Raw genomic sequence first — 17,347 nt, 5'->3', positions numbered from 1 at the left:
GATCGGAATCGTGTCGATGGTCCGGTCTGTCGCGTCGTCACGGCGCCGATTCAATCGTCGAGCGCGTCCGACGCGCCGCGATTGACAGCGGAGGACGCGATCGGGCGCTTGAATGCGCCCGCTCGACAATCGGCCGGCGGCGCGGCGTGCGTGGCCGCCGCGCGAATGCCCGCGGCGATCCCGAGCGCGAGCGCATCCAGCGCGCGGCGATACGCATCGACGAGTGCATCGTAGCCCGCCGACGTATCGGCCCGAACGATGCTGCGGCACGTCAGTGCCGGCTGTCCGACCCCGGAACTTACGCTCCAGGCCGCATCGAGCAGCACGTGCGACGTCGGCCACGACTCGACATGCTGCATGTCCACCGCGACCCGGTAGACGGGCGTGCCGTCCGGGTGGGCGACGCGGTGAACATCGATCGTGCCGAGCACGGACGCGACGCGTGTCGACAGTCCGCCGCGCATTTCGTCGCCGAGCGGCGCAGCCCAGCGCTCCTGCTCCAGGATGTCGGTCCGCTGGGGGCCGCGTTGCACGACGAGCCGGTTGCTGTCCGCAGGCGCCGCGACGTGCACGGCCTGGATGTCGATCAGCCAGGCGGGATGCGCAGCGGTGGCCTCAACACCCGCATCGTCTGTCACCGCGAGGGTATGGAAATGCACCGGCGGCGACGCGCACGCGCTCAGTACCGCGAGTGCGACGCACGTCGCGATGCGCGCCGGCATACGGAGACGACCAAACGAACGCGCTTTCATTGGCGGTCCCCCTTCTTGCCGAACAGCAGCGATTCGGGATGACGTTCCAGATAGTCCGCAAGCGCATTCAAGGACTGCAGCGTTTGCGTGAGCGACTGCATCGCCTCATGAACGTCCGACTGCATCGGCGAATTCTGCCCCAACGTCGACTCTGCCGCGCTGAACGTGCGTTGCGCGGCGGCCAGCGTGTCGCGCGCCTGCGGCACGACCTGCTCGTCGAGGTGACCGAACAACTGGTTCGCATGCGCGAGCGCGCCGTTCAGATTGTTGCCGATCCGGTCGAACGGAACCTGATCGAGCTTGCGCGCGATGTCGGCGATCTGCACCTGCAGTTCGTCGAGCGTGTTGGGCACGGTCGGCAGTTCCACCGGCGTGCGGCGCGCGTCGACGCTCGCGTGCGGCGCCTTCGGGAACATGTCGAGCGCCACGTAGAGCTGACCGGTCAGCAGGCTGCCGGTGCGCAACTGCCCGCGCAGCCCCTGGAGCACCAGGTGCTGGAGCAGTTCGTGGCCGCCGGCCGTATCGGGCGCGGGCAGCGCCGTATCGCTGTGTCGGCTCAGTCGCGACGGATACAGCGCCATCGCGACCTTCATGCTGAAGTTGCGCGTGTGTTCGTTGTACTCGATCCCGATGTTCGTGACCTGACCGAGCACGATGCCCCGCAGATCGACCGGCGCGCCGACCGACAGCCCGCGCAGCGACTGGTCGAAGCGCATGACGACCATCAGCGGCGTGCCGTCGGGGTCGCGCATCGCGTCGGCTTCGTCCGGGGCGAGCCGGAACGGCGTGTTGTCGGCTGCCTGCGGCGCGTCCGCCTGTCCAGGCGGCGACTGAAACGCGAGACCGCCGACGATCACGGTCGCCAGCGACTGCGTGTTGAGTTTCAGGCCGCTCGAATCGAGCCGAAGATCCACGCCGCTCGCGTGCCACCAGCGCGTATTGACGCTGACGTACTTGTCGTAGGGCGCCTTCACGAACGCCTGCACGTCGACGCCGGTACCGTCCTTGTCGAGCGAGAATCCCACGACCTGACCGACCTGCAGATGCCGGTAGAACACCGGCGAGCCGATGTCGACCGAGCCCAGCGAGTCGCCGTGCAGCAGGTAGCGTCGGCCCTGCTGGTCCGCGGTGACGGCAGGCGGCGTCTCGAGACCGGTGAAATCGGTCTGCTTCTGCGGCGAGCGGCCGAGATCCGCGCCGATGAATGCGCCGGAGAGCAGCGTGCCGAGGCCGGAAATGCCGGTGGCACCGACGCGCGGTCGAACGACCCAGAAGCGCGTATCGCGGTTCGCGAAGCGCGCGGCGTCGTGCGTCAGCTGAATGCCGACGACCACGCGCTTGAAGTCGGGGGTGAGCGTGATGGTCTGGACGGAGCCGATATCGACGTCCTTGTAGCGGACCTTGGTCTTGCCGGCTTCGAGGCCCTCGGCGTTGGCGAACGTGACCGTGATCGTCGGACCGTTGGCGGTGACGGTCCGGATCACGAGCGACAGCCCGATCAGCGCGCACACGAGCGGCACGATCCAGACGAGAGACGGGATCCAGCGGCTGCGCGGCCGGATCTCGGGTGGAGAAAAGTCGAAAGAAGACATCGTTTTGGGATTCGAAATAAAGCGGGCGCTTGCGCCGGTTCAAGGTTGGTGATGGGCGGCGACGGGGCGGGGCGCACCGTCCCAGATGAGCCGCGGGTCGAACTGCATCGACGCGCACATGGTCAGCACGACCACGGCGCCGAACGCGAGCGCGCCGGGGCCGGGCGTGATGTCGGCGAACGAGCCGAAATGCACGAGCGCGATCGTGAGCGCGACGACGAATACGTCGAGCATCGACCAGCGGCCCACGCGCTCGACCAGCCGATGCAGCCGGGCTCGTTCGAGCGGCCGCCATTGCACGCCGCGATGGACGGCGATCGCCTGGAATGCGAGGGCCGCAAGCTTGAGCATCGGCACGAGCACACTCGCGATAAACACGATGACGGCGAGTGCCCAGTCGCCGGACGTCCAGAAGTACGCGACACCGCCGAGTATCGTGTCGTCCTCGGCCCGGCCGAGCGAGGTCGCGTGCATGACGGGCAACAGGTTCGCCGGGATATAGAGCAACGCAGCGGCAGCGACGAGCGCGCCCGTGCGCGCGATGCTGTGCGGACGGCGCGCGTGCAGCGGCGATCCGCAGCGCGTGCAGCGCTCGCCGCATGTGTGTGCCGGCTGCACGCGCGCGCAGAGGTGACAGGCGATCCATCCCGCGGCGCTGGCCGTCATGCCCGCCGATCCGCTGCTTTCCGCGGCCCGGGGCGCAGCATGTCGCGTCGTGTCGGGGCGGGGCGGTTTCGTACGGTCGGCATCGCCTGACCGCAGTGCGACGAGTTCGTCGTGCGCTTCCCACAGTCGGGCCGGTTCGATCGTCGACAGCACGCAGAGCATCACGGTAAGCCCGGCGAACGCGAATAGCGCGGGCCCGGCAAGCACGTGTGCGAGGCTCGTCAGCTTGACGATCGTGATGAGCACGCCGAGCATCAGCACCTCGACCATGCTCCACGGCCGCAATCGGTGAATGGCGCACAGCACTTGTGCGAAGTGGAGCGGTACGCGGCCCGCGCGCAGCGGCGCGAGCAGGTACAGCCATGCGGCGAGCTCCAGAATTGGAAACAGCATCGTCGTGCAGAACACGAGCGCGGCCACCAGCGGCTGACCGTTCGACCATAGCGCGCGAACCGCGTCACCGAGCGTCGCATGCGACGCGATGCCGGCCGCATCGAGCGCAACGATCGGAAAGGCCTGCGCGACGCAACACGTCACCAGCGCGGCGACCGTCAATGCGCACAGCCGGTCGAGCGAGCGGCGGCCGTGCGCCGCACCGCTCACACGCGCGCGGCATCTCGGGCAGTGTGCCGTGAGCGCGCGCAGGCGCGGCGGACGCTGAATCAGCAGGTCGCATTCGTGGCAGGCGACCAGGTTGTCGGATTTCATCGGGAATCAACCATGCGGGTAATGAAGGCGCGGCGCCGCGCGATGCACGGTACGCCGGGCATCGGGCTTCGAGATTGCGGACCGGCGCGGCCCGAAGGCGCGCAGCCGGTCCATCGACGCAAGCAGCGGCTATTGCCGGGCCGCGACCGTCGTGCCGGTGGCGGGCGGCAGTTCGCCCATTGCCTGCAGCAGCGCCGCCGTATCGGTCATCCGGCGGCTCGCGGCACGCACCGCATCGAGTTCCGCGTTCAGATAGAGCTGTTCGCTCGACCGTTGCGCGGACATCGGAACGGCACCCAATGTGCGGCGTTGCGCCGTTTCGTGGAAAGCCTCGCCTGCCGCGCGCGCCGCGAGTTCGTTCGCGGCCAGTCCTTGCGCGTCGTTGTCCAGCGCGGCGAGCGAATCGGCGACATCGCCGAATGCGGACAGCACCGCCGCCTTGTACTGCAGCACCGCGGCGTCGTACGCATCGCGCGACGCCCGCCGGTGAGCCAGCAGCGCACCGCCGTGGAAGATCGGCTGCGACAGCCCGGCGCCGACGGCCCACAGGCCGCCCGCGCCCGACAACAGCGCTGGCCAGCTGAAGCCGCCGCGCCCCATCGTCGCGGTGAGCGACAGGCTCGGGAACAACTGGGCGGTCGCCTCGCCGACGTCCGCCGATGCCGCTTTCACGGTTGCCGCGGCCGCGCGGATGTCCGGCCGTGCCTTCAGCAGGTCGGACGGCACGACCACGGGCACGTGTTCCGGCAGCGACAGTCCGGTGAAGGAGGGGACCGGAGGTGGCGCGTCGGGCGTGCGGCCCAGCAGGATCGCGAGCGCGTGAACCGCGCTCGCACGCTGCTGGCGCAGCGGCGGCAGCGTCGCGGCGAGCGACGCCGCGCCCTGTGTCGACGCCAGCGCCTGCACGTGGGACACCGCGCCGAGCGCGTAACGCTGCTGGTCTTCGAGTGCGGATGCCTCGGCAACGGCGACCAGGCGCTCCGTCAGCAGGATCTGGCGGTCGAGCGTCGCGGCGCGGATGGCGGTGCCGACGATGTTGGCCGCCAGCGCACGCCTTGCCGCTTCGAGTTCGCAACCGCGCACGTCGACGCGCGCGGCGCTCGCCTCGTTCGCATATCGCGTGGCGCCGAACAGGTCGAAGGTGTAATGCGCCTGCAGTTGCCCGACGAAGACGTTGTAGCGCAGGCTTTGCGCGCCCGCGCCGGAGATGTCGGGCGTGCGCGTGCGGGCCACCTGCGCGTTCGCGTCGATCAACGGCAGCGTCGACGCGCCGATCTGCGCGCGCAGCTCCTCTTGCGCGGCGGCGAGCGTCTTTTCCGCCGCGGCCAGCGTCGGGTTCGCGCGCAGGCCTTCGTCGACCAGCGCGTCGAGCGCGCTGGACCGGTACAGGCGCCACCATTGCGGGACGGGCGCGGCGCCGACGTCGAACTGCTGCGCGACGCCTGCCGCTTCGGCGGTGCGCGGCGCCTGAGGCGTCGCGCCGTAGTGCGCCGGCGACGGCATCGCGGGCGGCGTGCTGCTCGGGGCCATTGCACAGCCGCTCAGGCAGAGCGCCGCGCTCGCGGCGAGCACCGATGTGGTAAGGGGAAATTTCATCAGCATGTCTCCGAGGACGCGACGTCCATCGCGCGCGACTCGCGTTCGTCGCTGCGCACCTTGAAGCAGGTCGCGTAGAGGGCCGGCAGGAAGAAGATGGTCAGCACCGTCGCGATCGTGATGCCGCCCATCAGCGCGGTGGCCATCGGGCCGAAGAAGCCGGAACGCAACAGCGGAATCAGCGCGAGCACGGCGGCCGCGGCGGTCAGCATGATCGGCCGGAAGCGGCGCACGGTCGCGCCCACGATCGCGGTGAAGCGTGGCTCCCCGGCCGCGATGTCCTGGTCGATCTGGTCGACCAGGATCACCGAGTTGCGCATGATGATCCCGAACATCGCGATCACGCCGAGCAGCGCGACGAAGCCGAACGGCTTGCCGAACAGCAGCAGCGCCGCGACCACGCCGATCAGGCCGAGCGGGGCCGTCAGCACGACGATGAAGGTGCGCGAGAAGCGCTTGAGCTGGATCATCAGCAGCGTCAGCACCGCGATGATCATGAGCGGCATCTGCGCGTTGATCGACGTCTGGCCCTTCATGCTCTCCTCGGCTGCACCACCGATCTCGATCCGGTAATCGGTCGGCAGCGTGGCGCGCAGCGTCGCCAGGGTGCCGTCGATGGTGCGCGTCACGCCGATGCTCGGCGCTTCGCCACGAACGTCGGCCTGCACCGTGACGGTCGGCTGGCGGTCGCGTTCCCAGATCACGCCGTATTCGAGCGTGTCGCGCACGTGGCCGATCGTGCCGAGCGGCACGGGGCCGTGCGGCGTCGGGATCGCCAGGCCGGCGAGCTGCGACGGGTCGATCCGTTCGCGCTTCGGCGCGCGCAGGTCGACGTCGATCAGCTTGTCGCGTTCGCGATACTGCGTGACCGTATAGCCGGACAGCGTCATCGCGAGGAAACTCGACACGTCTTCCGACGTCACGCCGAGCTGGCGTGCCTTCAGTTGATCGATTTCGAACGACACCGATCGCTCCGCCGGCTCGTCCCAGTCGAACTGCACGTTGCGCGTGCGGGCATCGGCGCGCATCTTGTCCGCCACTTTTTCGGCAATGCCGCGAACGGTCGCGATGTCGTCGCCGCTCACGCGGAACTTGATCGGAAAGCCGACGGGCGGCCCGTTCTCGAGGCGCGCGACGCGCGTGCGCACGGTCGGAAAGCGGCTTGCCAGCGTCGACTCGAGCCAATGCGACAAGCGGTCGCGCGATTCGACGTCCTTGGCCGTGATCACGAACTGCGCGAAGTTCGGCTGCTGGAGCTGCTGGTCGAGCGGCAGGTAGAAGCGCGGCGCACCGGTGCCGACGAAATCGACCACGTGATCGATTTCAGGCCGACCGTCGAGCACCTTCTCGAGCCGCGTGGCCTCACGCAGTGTCGCGTCGAACGAAGCGCCTTCGGGCAAACGCATGTCGACCAGCAGTTCGGGGCGCTCCGAGTTCGGAAAAAATTGCTGTGGCACGCGCGTGAATGCCGCCATCGCGATCGCGAACAGCACGGCCGTTACGCCCAGCACCACCCAGCGGCGCTCGATGCACGCCGAGATCCATCCGGACAGCCGCCGGTAAAAGCCCGTTTCATAAACGTCCTGCCCATGTGCATGAGCGTCGTGATGCTGCTGCTCGGGAAGCATGTGGTAGCCGAGCAGCGGTACCAGCACGACGGCCGCGAACCACGACACGATCAGCGAGATCGCGGACACCTCGAAGATCGACCGCGTGTATTCGCCGGTGCTCGATTTCGCGAGCGCGATCGGCAGGAAGCCGGATACCGTGACGAGCGTGCCGGTCAGCATCGGGAACGCCGTGCTCGTGTAGGCGAAGGCCGCCGCGCGCGCGCGGCTCCAACCCTGCTCGAGCTTCACCGCCATCATTTCGACGGCGATGATCGCGTCGTCCACCAGCAGCCCCAGCGCGAGCACCAGCGTGCCGAGCGACACCTTGTCGAGGCCGATGCCGAACACGTGCATGCACAGTGCCGTCACGGCGAGCACGATCGGAATCGTGATGACGACGACCATGCCGGTGCGCAGGCCCAGCGACACGAGGCTGACGACGAGCACGATCGCGACGGCTTCGCCGACCGCTTCGACGAAATCGTCCACCGAGTGCTTGACGGCATGCGGCATGCTCGACACCGCGGTCAGCTTCAGTCCGGCCGGCAAACCAGCCCGGAGCTCGGCTGCCTTCGCGTCGAGCGCCTTGCCGAGGTCGATCACGTCACCGCCTTTTTGCATCGTGACGCCGATGCCGAGCACCGCGTGACCGTTCGTACGCATCTGCGTGACGGGCGGATCGTCGTAGCTGCGCGTGACCTTCGCGACGTCGCCGAGCCGGAACGTCCGGCCGTTCACCGTGATCAGCGTGTCGGCGAGCGCCTGCGTGTCCTTGAACGCGCCGCTCGGCCGCACGAACACGCGATCGTCCGATGTCGTGATCGTGCCGACCGGTGCGACGGCGTTTTGCGCGTCGATGGCCTGCGCGAGCTGCTGCGGCGTGATCGCGAGCCGCGTCAGTTGCGCGTTCGAGATCTCGACGAATACGTGCTGGGCGGGGTCGCCGAAGTAGTCGACCTTCGCGACACCCGGCACGCGCAACAGCACGGTGCGCAGCTTGTCCGCGTAATCGTGCAGTTGCGCGGGCGAGTAGCCGTCGCCTTCGAGCGCATAGATGTTGGTATAGACGTCGCCGAATTCGTCGTTGAAGAACGGGCCGACAGTGCCCTTCGGCAGCGTCGCCCGGATGTCGCCGACCTTCTTGCGCACCTGATACCAGGTTTCCGGCACCTGGTCGACCGGCGCCGAATCCTTCATCGCAAAGAAGATCATCGACTCGCCGGGGCGCGAATAGCTCTTGATGTTGTCGACGTAAGGCGCGGCCTGGAGCTGGCGGCCGATCCGGTCCGTGACCTGTTCCTGCACTTCGCGCGCCGTGGCGCCCGGCCAATAGGTCTGGATCACCATGGTGCGGAACGTGAACGGCGGATCCTCCGATTGCGCGAGGCGCGTATAGCCGATCATGCCGAAGATCGTCGCGAGGCCGATCAGGAAGATCACCAGTTGCTGATGCTTCAGCGCCCATGCCGACAGATTGAAACCGCCGTCGTCGCGCGACGCGGCACCGCTTTGTGCGCCGAGCGCACCGTCCATCGAGGACCGGTGTTCTGGAGCGTTCATGATGCGAAGTCCTCCGCATGCAGCGGCGGCACGACGCGCACGTGCTGGCCGGTACTCACCGTATGGACGCCTTGCATCACGACGCGCTCGTTTTCCGCGAGGCCGGACGTGACCGTGACCGTACGCTCGTCGTAGCGTCCGACCGTTACCGGGCGCAGTTCCAGCGTGTCGCTGCCTTTGCGAATGACCCAGACCGCCGGCGCTTCGCCGCGATGGAAGAGTGCGGTGGCCGGCAGCGTGATCGTGTGGTCCGCGGTGGTGTCGCCGGCGCCGTCGAACGAGATGCTGGCGGTCATCCCGGAGCGGACGTCCGGCCCCGGCGCGACCAGCGTCAGCTTCACGCGCCAGGTGCGGCTTTGCGGATCAGCGGCCGCCGCGACTTCGCGCACGCGTGCGTCGAGCACCTTGCCCGGCAGTGCCGTCAGGCTGACGTGCGCGGTGCGGCCGACCGCGAGATCGCGCAGATCGCGCTCCGCGACGTCGCAGACGATGTCGAGGTCGCCGCTCCAGTCCAGATGAAACACCGCCTGACCGGGCTCGACGTTCTGCCCGGTATCGGCATCCTCCGACGTGATGACGCCGTCGTGATCCGCGACCAGCGTCGCGTAGCGCAGGTGATCGCCCGCGAGCGCCATTTGCGCGAGCGCGGAATCGCGTTGCGCGACCGCCGATGCATACGCGTCCTGCGTCGTCTCGAGCTGCGCGGGCGCAATCAGGTTGGCCTGAGCCTGCGCGCGGTCGCGATCCAGTTGCTGCTTCGCATAGGCGACGCGATGCTCGGCGGCATCGAGCTGCGCGCGCGCGTTCAGCAACGTGTTGTGCAGATCGGCCGGATCGAGCATCGCGAGGGTCTGGCCGGCCTTGACGGTGTCGCCGATTCGCACACGCCGCTCGACGACCTTGCCGCCAACCCGGAACGACAGCTGCGTCGAATATCGCGCCTGAACCTGCGCGGGCAGCACGCGCTGCACTGCGCCGTCGTCCGCATGAACCGGCAGCGCGACCACTGGTTGCAGTTCGGGCGCCGGGGCCTCGTGCGAGTGGCAAGCCGCGAGAAGAATCGCACAGCAGGCGAATGCGATCGGGGCGCGCCGAAGCGGTGGCGCGATGCGTGTCAGAAGCGGGCGCGTTGAGGTCCGCGCGTCAAGTCCGGGTGATTTCACGATGTTTCCAAGACAAGTGAGGGTCAAACTAAAAATGGTTCGGCGACCACGTCGGGTCACCCCGGTTTACGCAGGCGCGCGAGGGCGTCTCCGCCGACGGTGCGCATGACAATCAATCAGTACTCCGACGTTCGAGGTACAGATCGTTCCGATTGCCGACATGACACGGCTTGCGCACGACGATGGCCGCCTGCGCGTCACCGACGCTCGCTGACGTGGGTCCGGAACAGTGTCCGGACAGGAACCGGTTCTGCTGTTTTCGAGATTAGACTCATAACTGATAATATTGTCAAGTATGAGTGAGTAATCTAGAATTGCGTCATGCAGAAAATTCTTATGGAAAGGGAAGGTGCGCTCGTGGACGACAAACCGGTCCGGCCGCGTCGCCCGAATGCGTCAGTGGCCGATGCGGAACAGCGTCAACCGCGCGGTGCCCGGCGCAAGGAGGCGACACGTATGCGCTTGCTGCGGGCTGCGTTCGGTCTGATGGCGGAAAAGGGCAGGGACAACGTCGCGATCAGCGAGATCACCGAGGCGGCGGATGTGGGGTTCGGCTCGTTTTACTACCACTTCGAATCGAAGGACGGCATCTTCGCCGCGCTGTCGGAGTGGGTGTTCGACGATTTCGCAGACGGGCTCGAGCGTCTTGCGAGCGGTTTGTCGGATCCGGCCGAGGTCGTGTCGGTTTGCGTGCGTCACACGCTGATGCGCGCGCGCCGCGAGCGGCTCTGGGGACGGTTCCTGATGCGGGAGGGCTTTTCCGCGCGTGCGCTCGACCACGGGCTGGGCCGGCGTTTGCGGCGGGACAGCGAGCGCGGAATCGCGGTACGCCGCTTCGTCGTCGGCGATCCGTTCATGAGCGTGCTCGCAATGACGGGGACGATCCTGGCGGCGATCGCGGCGGAGTGCTACGCGGCCGACACGGCTGCGGGCGATGCGAGGAAGCCGGGGGGAGACGAAGGCCGGCTCCCCGAGCGGGCTGCGGCAATGGTATTGCAGACGCTCGGCCTGACGCGCGCCGAAGCAAAGGACGTGGCGAACCGACCATTGCCGCCCGGCGACTTCACCGCCGCTGAGAGCAGTTGACGGTTGGGTGCCGCCGGCGCATGTCCGGCTGATCCAGTTGAGTAGCCACTATCATGTCCGGCGGCGAGCACACCGCCGGGCTCAATTTGATCCGCGGTTGCGGGATATCGCAGCAAGAGTGTTGGGCGACTCGGCGAACGGTATGAAAAAGGAGGTTTGATCGTCGAGCGCGTCGATACCCTTCACTTTATTTGACATAAGCTAAACCTAGCGATATTTTGGGGTCGCAAGGAAATACCGCAACGTGAGCGCCGCGGCTCGTTTTCGTTCCGACACCATTCTTAGGCGACCGACACCTGCAGCCGCCATCCCGACTTTCCCCGTAGCACCTCATTTTTTGCCTCGCTACGCTTGGCCGCTCTCGTCATTGATGCGGAGTCGCTGATGGACCACTGGCGATTGGCTTATCTCGGGATCCGGCAGGTGCCGCGCGAGCTGAGCGAGTTCGAGCTCGCCACATTCTTCACGTTCTCCAAGCGGGAGCGTGTTGCCATTGATTCAAGACGCACCGATCTCTTTCGACTCGCGGTCGCATTGCACATCGGTTTTCTTCGCACGACCGGTCGGCCGCTCGGCTCGTACAAGCAGATTCCCACGGTTCTCTGGCGACATCTTGGACGACAGCTGAATGTGAAGCCGCCAGACCTTGGCACGTTACGTTCCCTTTACGATGGCAACCTCAAGACCTTATCCGACCACCAGCGCTTTGCTCGGGATGCCATCAATTTTCGAGCCGTCGCGGAACATCAACGTCGGTATGTCATCCGTTGGCTCAAAGAACAACTCACCGGCCGCCCCGAACGCGGCCAGTTGACGAACGATCTCAAACGTTGGTTCTACGACCATCGCATCGTGATACCACCGGAGCGCATGCTCAGGCAGTTTGTCGTCCAGGCCGTACGCGACATTGAGGGACAACTGCATGGCGCGCTCGAGCATGCCGTCGGTATGGAAAAACTCGAGAGTTGGGCGAGAGTACTGGCTCAGCCCCATGGAGAACATTCAAGTCTCCAGCGATGGCTGTGGGCCGTCCCGCTGCGCAACTCGACCCATCAGATGAGCGAGATCCTCGACAAAGTCAATTTGCTCACGATGCACGAGGTGGCAACGCGTTTTCCGGTTGAATGCAACGATGCCATGGTGCGCCACTACGCCCGCCGTTGTGCAAGTCGCCCGCCATCGATCAGCAAGCGAATCGAACCCCAAAGCCGACGAATCGAAGCCGCCTGCTTCATGCGGTATTCCCTCTGTGTTGCGACTGATCAGGTACTCGAGATGCTCCGGCGATGGGTACTGAAGGTTGTCAACGACACGTCACGTGAAGTGGATGCGATGCGGATGAAGGCCGCGGATCAACTCCGCGAGTTCGCGCTTGCCGTCAAAGCACTTGCCAATGATGAAACCCTCTCGCGCGAACAGCTCGGGGAGAAGCTTTGTCTGCTTGCAGACGATGTTTTGCAACCGCATCCCACCAGCCGTCGGAGCCAGATACGGCAGTGCCTGGTCCGAAAGCGGTACTACGCCCGTAACCTTTTGAATCGGATCGTGCAGCTGCCGTTCGAGGCCGAGGGCGCTCATCCTGTAGTCGATGCTCTCTCGTTACTACGTGCGCTATATCGACGTCGCGCTTATCTCCTGCCCGACGGGGTCAATATCAGGCTTGGGCGCGCGTGGCGCGAGGCGATCGATGGTTACGATCGGCTGCGGGCCATGGTTGCTTTCGAGTGGGCCACCCTCTTTGCGCTCCGTGTCGCCCTGCGCAACGGCTCGGTTTTCATCGACCACAGCTTCTCGTTCAGAAGTCAGTCGCATATGCTGATCTCGGCCGAGCAGTGGAAGGCGAAGCGGAACAATCACTATGGACACCTCGGCCTGCCCCAAGACCCGAACGAATTTCTCGGACCAATCCTTGAACAGCTCGAACAGCGCCTCGCACTACTCGATGATGCCGTGGTCAATGGTTCGATCCGTGTTGATACTGCTGTCCACCTCGACCCGATGGCTGCGCAGGATCCAGACCCACAAGCCGATCAACTTCGCCGTCAGATCTTCGAAGCTCATCCGCCAGGCCAATTTCCCGAGATCATCCTCGAGATCGATAGTGCGACACGCTTCAGTTGGACCCTGCTTGGACGCGAGCCGCGGTCGCGCACCGAGTTACTGATGGTGTATTCGGCGATCCTGGCTCACGGCACATCGCTGACGGCTGCTGATATTTCTCGGATGGTCCCGGAAGTGTCAACTGAGGCGATTCGTCAAATGATGAAGCGTCTCGCGGACGAACGAATGCTGCGTACAGCGGCCGACGCCGTCCTTGAATTCATGCACGAACACCCGATCGCCGCCCACTGGGGGCGAGCCGATCTAGCATCGTCCGACATGATGTCGCTGGAGACAACCCGGACGATTTGGCGAGCGCGTGCGGATCCACGTCGCCGGACTGCATCCATCGGGATGTACACGCATGTGCTGGATCGTTGGGGCATTTTCTACGACCAGCCAATCATCCTGAATGAGCGACAAGCAGGCGCAGCAATCGAGGGCGTCGTCCGGCAAAGCGCCACCAAGGACATAGCTCAACTCGCCGTCGATACCCACGGTTACACCGATTTCGCGATGAGCGTGTCCCGGGCACTTGGCTTTGATTTATGCCCTCGCCTGTCACACCTTCGTGACCGACGTCTTCACGTGCCTCGCAGTCAGGTTGTGCCGGCGCGGCTCGCAGGGGTCACGGATCGGGACGTCCGACTCGGCCTCATCGTTGACGTGTGGGACGAATTCGTGAGGATCGCCGCATCGATTCGCTCTGGCCAATGCACGGCTGTCGAAGCGATTGCGAGATTCGGATCTGCTGCTCGCGGGCAGGCTGTGTACGATGGCGGCGTTCACATCGGCCGCTTATTCAGAAGCATTTTTTTGATCGACTACTTCACCAATGCCTCTTTCCGGTCGGAGTTGCAACATGCCCTAAATCGGGGAGAAGCGGTGCATACCGTGCAACGCGCAATTCACATCGGTCGCATTCCGGTGGAGCTAGCTCGGCGCCAGGAATCGCTCGCGGCAGTGTCATCGGCGTTGACCCTGCTCTCGAACATCTTGATGGCCTGGAACACCACCCATATGCAACGAGCCCTGGAGAACATCGAAGCTAGCCGGGGGCAGCCGATCGCGACCGAGCAACTCCGGCGAATCGCCCCAACTCATATCGAGGGCATCAACTGGCGCGGAACCTTCAATTTTCCCGTGTCGCTGTATGCAAAGCGGATTTTGCCGAGCATCGCGGCCGACAACCCCATTTCGTCAACCAGTCGGAGCGCCTAACGACGGGGTGTACTGGTACCGCCGGTCAAGGGACCGCTCATCGTCAATGCGATCACGTCTGGAGATGCCCTCTGCTTCGTTAGCAAAGGGTAGACACTAACCCATTGTTTTGTCGGAATAAATATTTAGGGCCGCAAGGCAAGGCCTTGCCAGGCCTAAAGGCGCCTAACCGGAAAAACGCATGGAAATCAAAGGCGCCCCAATCCTCTTGCCCGGGCCGATGCAGGTGATGCTGGCCGATGTGGCACTCAGCTTGGGGCTCGATGGGGTTCGAGTTGGGCTCGAGGACGGCTTGAACGTATATGACAGCCGCGCCCCAGGTGGCGTACGGAAAGCTCGAGGCACGTGGGAACAGGTCCGAATGTTGCGCGAGGCGCTCCATGCAAAGGGCATTGCTGTACAAACCTCCGCGCAGGTACGGGATATGCTGAGCATGCCGATCGGTGCGGTGGGGTCGCAGAAGCTGGCTCACCAATGACGTGTTGAGGACGAAATGGCCATCTATCGACTCAGCGATCGCACACCCACGATTCACGACAGTGTATTTGTCGCGGACACGGCAGCGGTCATCGGCAATGTCCACTTGGCAGCCCATTCGAGCGTGTGGTTCGGTGCTGTACTGCGCGGCGATACCGAGCCGCTCAGCATCGGAGAAGGGTGCAACATCCAGGACGGCGCCGTGCTACACACCGAGAAGGGATTCCCGTTGGAGCTTGATTCGCACATCACGGTCGGTCATCAAGCCGTACTGCATGGTTGCTCAATCGGTGGAGGCTCTCTGATTGGCATCCAGGCCGTAGTCCTGGACGGAGCCAGGATTGGACGTCAGTCTCTGGTTGGTGCGGGCGCAATCGTGACATCTGGCAAGGAATTTCCGGATCGTGCGCTGATTCTCGGTTCGCCCGCTAAGGTGGTGCGAATGTTGTCGGACTGACCTTACCCCGCTGAGTGCACCATTCGTAAGTTAGTGGGCTCGCCGTTTTTTGGTTGATGCAATTGCCGGAATTGGTCCGGCGCCAGTTGCCCCAAGGCACTATGCGGACGCACCGCGTTGTAGTCAGTGCGCCACGCTTCGATTCTCCCGCGTGCATCGTCAAGGCTGACGAACGCATGCTGATTCAAACACTCTTCACGCAGTCGACCGTTGAAGCTCTCGATGTGAGCGTTCTCCACCGGTCTGCCGGGCCGAATGAACTGCAGTTTTACGCCGTGCTCGTGCGCCCAGGCGTCAAGCGCCTTGCTGACGAACTCCGGGCCGTTATCCACCTGAATCAGGTTGGGATGCCGTCCTCGTTGCCGCAACTGCTCGAGTACACGCGCCACGCGAACACCCGTCAGCGAGAAGTCGACCTCGACGTGTGGGCACTCCCGGTTCCACGTGTCGATGATGGTCAACATTCGAATGCGTCGGCCATGCACCAGCGCGTCAGCAACAAAGTCCATCGCCCAGCTTTCGTCCGTGCCGTTGGGTGTCGGCATTACCACGCGTAAATGACTCGGCCGCTTCTTTCGCCGTTTCAGGCGAAGCGACAGGCCTTCTTCGCGGTATAGCCGCTCAGTGCGCTTGTGGTTCTGCACCAGACCTTCTCGGCGTAGCAAGACGTGCAGGCGGGGCGAGCCAAATCGTGGCCGCTGCTGCGCCAGTTCGCGTAGCCGTTGCCGCACTTCGTGGTCGGCGTCTGGCGGGGCCGGCCGCCGGAACGTCCGGCGATTCAGACCAATGAGCACGCACGCCCGGCGCTCCGAATAGTCGTGCCGTTCAATCACCTGCTGCACGACTTCCCGGCGCTGCGCGGGCGAACTCACTTTTTTCCGAGAACGTCCTTCAGAACCTGGATGTCCAGCGCCTGGTCTGCCACCAACCGCTTGAGTCGCTGGTTCTCCTCTTCCAACTGCCGCAATCGTCGTGCTTCCGACACATCCATGCCACCGTAGCGGCTACGCCAGTTATAGAACGTCGCATCCGATATGCCGTGCTTGCGGCACAGGTCTGCGACCTTCATGCCTCCATCGGCTTCCTTCAGCACCCCGATAATCTGCTCTTCACTGAACCGCGACTTCTTCATGACAAGGTTTCTCCTGCGGCCTTGCCACTAACTTTACAGTGGGATACTTCAGTGGGGAAAGGTCAGGACGAAGAAGTGATCAAGCTGCAGACAAATATATACTTCTACGCTGAGCAACGACGCCCGCACTTCCGGGAAAAGCTCCTAAGGATCGACTAACTTTGGGGCGTCAATAGGCAGCTCGGGCATTCTGGCTTGTTCGTCAATTTGTAGGCAAGGCATACCATCAGAGCAGAACTCGTGGCTATGCCGATAAATCGACAGCGGAGGGTAGTACTGCAGGCGGCGGTCACGAATGCCGCTGCCTGCTTTATCTCCGAAATATTTTAGAAGCTGTTCCGTCTCTGTTGATTTCCACCGAATCGTGACCCACCGTATTCATCTGAATCTGACCCACCCCGAGACAGCGTAGTACATCTATTCCGATGTGGATAGCTCCTCACTGCCTGTTGCTTTTGCTGCTCTCTTTCTCGTTGCCTTCGCCTTGGCAGAACTGGACTTGAAGCGCCAGGATTCATTGCCCGTTTCGACGATGTGGCAGTGATGGGTGACGCGGTCCAGCAGCGCCGTCGTCATCTTTGCGTCCCCGAACACGGTCGCCCGCTCGCCGAAGCTGAGGTTGGTGGTGATCGCGACACTCGTGTGTTCATACAGCTTCGAGAGCAAGTGGAACAGCAATGCGCCACCGGTCTGGCTGAACGGCAGGTAGCCCAGTTCGTCGAGGATCACCAGGTCGACGTACATCAGCTTATGGGCGATCTGGCCTTGTTTGCCGGTGGACTTCTCCTGCTCCAGTGCGTTGGTCAGCTCGACGGTCGAGAGTCTGATCCGCCAGGCTCGAATGGGGCCTTTTCCGGTTGTACAACTCGATGTAGTCGCCGATGGAGCGCCGGGCATGGCTGACCGACTCGTAGGCCCGCAGGTAAATCTCTTCGTACTTGATGCTGCGCCAAACACGTCCGCCGCACGCTCCTGCGATTGCCGCTTCCATTCGGTTCTGGTTCGGGTGCACATCGAACTGCTGCGCCAGCTCGGCCAGCGTGCGCTCGCCCTTGACCGCTGCCAGCGCCACCTTCGCTTTGAACGCCGCTGAGTGCGTGCGTCGGGTTCTCTTCGTCATTTCCTCGGTTCCTTTGCCAGCATTATCGCTGGCTCAGGCCCCGGCCGATCCACTTATCTGGCTGTCCGAATTTGCGAGGCCACTTCTATCCTCGATGGCGCAGAAAC

The 17,347-nt window shown here is 64.4% G+C and carries 11 protein-coding genes and 3 pseudogenes; 4 read left to right on the top strand and 10 right to left on the bottom strand.

Annotated features, from left to right (window positions below; all coding sequences use genetic code 11):
• Positions 1-50: 50 nt before the first annotated feature.
• From ACN22W_RS33260 to ACN22W_RS33235, 6 genes are all read right to left on the bottom strand, one after another.
• Complete coding sequence (locus ACN22W_RS33260; RefSeq protein WP_262530505.1) at positions 51-722, bottom strand: PqiC family protein; 672 nt, start codon at positions 720-722, stop codon at positions 51-53.
• Between the two features lie 26 nt (positions 723-748).
• Positions 749-2,344 (bottom strand): intermembrane transport protein PqiB, encoded by a 1,596-nt coding sequence (locus ACN22W_RS33255; RefSeq protein WP_419690347.1) that lies wholly within the window; start codon positions 2,342-2,344, stop codon positions 749-751.
• 39 nt (positions 2,345-2,383) lie between these two features.
• Entirely contained in the window at positions 2,384-3,718 is a 1,335-nt protein-coding gene (locus tag ACN22W_RS33250) for a paraquat-inducible protein A (RefSeq protein ID WP_111021528.1), read from the bottom strand.
• Positions 3,719-3,847: 129 nt separating this feature from the next.
• Positions 3,848-5,314, bottom strand: a complete 1,467-nt coding sequence (locus ACN22W_RS33245; RefSeq protein WP_419690346.1) for an efflux transporter outer membrane subunit — start codon at positions 5,312-5,314, stop codon at positions 3,848-3,850.
• A complete protein-coding gene (locus ACN22W_RS33240) occupies positions 5,314-8,457 on the bottom strand; it encodes an efflux RND transporter permease subunit (RefSeq protein WP_419690756.1) in 3,144 nt (1,047 codons plus the stop codon). The genes ACN22W_RS33245 and ACN22W_RS33240 overlap by 1 nt, the downstream gene beginning before the upstream one ends.
• Positions 8,458-8,480: 23 nt before the next feature.
• Entirely contained in the window at positions 8,481-9,647 is a 1,167-nt protein-coding gene (locus ACN22W_RS33235) for an efflux RND transporter periplasmic adaptor subunit (RefSeq protein ID WP_419690345.1), read from the bottom strand.
• Between the two features lie 321 nt (positions 9,648-9,968).
• Here ACN22W_RS33235 and ACN22W_RS33230 point away from each other — a divergent pair, with 321 nt between their 5' ends.
• From ACN22W_RS33230 to ACN22W_RS33215, 4 genes and pseudogenes are all read left to right on the top strand, one after another.
• On the top strand, positions 9,969-10,733 hold the full coding sequence (locus ACN22W_RS33230) for a TetR/AcrR family transcriptional regulator (protein WP_419690344.1): 765 nt from the start codon (positions 9,969-9,971) through the stop codon (positions 10,731-10,733).
• A gap of 384 nt (positions 10,734-11,117) precedes the next feature.
• Positions 11,118-14,054 carry a Tn3 family transposase gene (locus ACN22W_RS33225; RefSeq protein ID WP_419690343.1) on the top strand — a complete coding sequence of 979 codons (2,937 nt, stop codon included), beginning with the start codon at positions 11,118-11,120 and terminating at the stop codon, positions 14,052-14,054.
• Between the two features lie 181 nt (positions 14,055-14,235).
• Positions 14,236-14,532, top strand: coding sequence for a 3-keto-5-aminohexanoate cleavage protein (locus ACN22W_RS33220; RefSeq protein WP_419690342.1), 297 nt, complete (start codon positions 14,236-14,238; stop codon positions 14,530-14,532).
• 15 nt (positions 14,533-14,547) lie between these two features.
• Positions 14,548-14,985 (top strand): annotated as a pseudogene (locus ACN22W_RS33215) (gamma carbonic anhydrase family protein); the annotation flags it as partial.
• Positions 14,986-14,990: 5 nt separating this feature from the next.
• On the opposite strand, the gene ACN22W_RS33210 reads toward ACN22W_RS33215, so the two are convergent.
• From ACN22W_RS33210 to ACN22W_RS33195, 4 genes and pseudogenes are all read right to left on the bottom strand, one after another.
• A protein-coding gene (locus tag ACN22W_RS33210) for an IS3 family transposase (RefSeq protein WP_419690341.1) occupies positions 14,991-16,120 on the bottom strand; the annotation gives its coding sequence in 2 pieces (ribosomal slippage) (positions 14,991-15,871 and positions 15,871-16,120; 1,131 coding nt in all).
• 417 nt (positions 16,121-16,537) lie between these two features.
• Positions 16,538-16,951: pseudogene (locus ACN22W_RS33205) on the bottom strand (ATP-binding protein); the annotation flags it as partial.
• Complete coding sequence (locus ACN22W_RS33200) at positions 16,869-17,111, bottom strand: integrase core domain-containing protein (RefSeq protein WP_419690755.1); 243 nt, start codon at positions 17,109-17,111, stop codon at positions 16,869-16,871. The gene ACN22W_RS33200 and the pseudogene ACN22W_RS33205, both read right to left, overlap by 83 nt.
• A pseudogene (locus tag ACN22W_RS33195) lies at positions 17,069-17,240 on the bottom strand (transposase); the annotation flags it as partial. The gene ACN22W_RS33200 and the pseudogene ACN22W_RS33195, both read right to left, overlap by 43 nt.
• Positions 17,241-17,347: the final 107 nt, after the last annotated feature.

The organism is Burkholderia theae (assembly GCF_048565265.1).
Taxonomy (GTDB): Bacteria; Pseudomonadota; Gammaproteobacteria; order Burkholderiales; family Burkholderiaceae; genus Burkholderia; species Burkholderia theae.
Note: the sequence above shows the minus strand (reverse complement) of the source record. Positions and strands in the feature narration are given on the sequence as shown.

What these genes read in the sequence shown, in the direction of transcription:
- ACN22W_RS33245 (WP_419690346.1), bottom strand. Translation starts at nt 5,314, where the DNA reads ATGAAATTTCCCCTTACCACATCGGTGCTCGCCGCGAGCGCGGCGCTC.
- ACN22W_RS33230 (WP_419690344.1), top strand. Translation starts at nt 9,969, where the DNA reads ATGCAGAAAATTCTTATGGAAAGGGAAGGTGCGCTCGTGGACGACAAA.
- ACN22W_RS33200 (WP_419690755.1), bottom strand. Translation starts at nt 17,111, where the DNA reads ATGGAAGCGGCAATCGCAGGAGCGTGCGGCGGACGTGTTTGGCGCAGC.
- ACN22W_RS33225 (WP_419690343.1), top strand. Translation starts at nt 11,118, where the DNA reads ATGGACCACTGGCGATTGGCTTATCTCGGGATCCGGCAGGTGCCGCGC.
- ACN22W_RS33240 (WP_419690756.1), bottom strand. Translation starts at nt 8,457, where the DNA reads ATGGACGGTGCGCTCGGCGCACAAAGCGGTGCCGCGTCGCGCGACGAC.
- ACN22W_RS33220 (WP_419690342.1), top strand. Translation starts at nt 14,236, where the DNA reads ATGGAAATCAAAGGCGCCCCAATCCTCTTGCCCGGGCCGATGCAGGTG.
- ACN22W_RS33250 (WP_111021528.1), bottom strand. Translation starts at nt 3,718, where the DNA reads ATGAAATCCGACAACCTGGTCGCCTGCCACGAATGCGACCTGCTGATT.
- ACN22W_RS33255 (WP_419690347.1), bottom strand. Translation starts at nt 2,344, where the DNA reads ATGTCTTCTTTCGACTTTTCTCCACCCGAGATCCGGCCGCGCAGCCGC.
- ACN22W_RS33260 (WP_262530505.1), bottom strand. Translation starts at nt 722, where the DNA reads ATGCCGGCGCGCATCGCGACGTGCGTCGCACTCGCGGTACTGAGCGCG.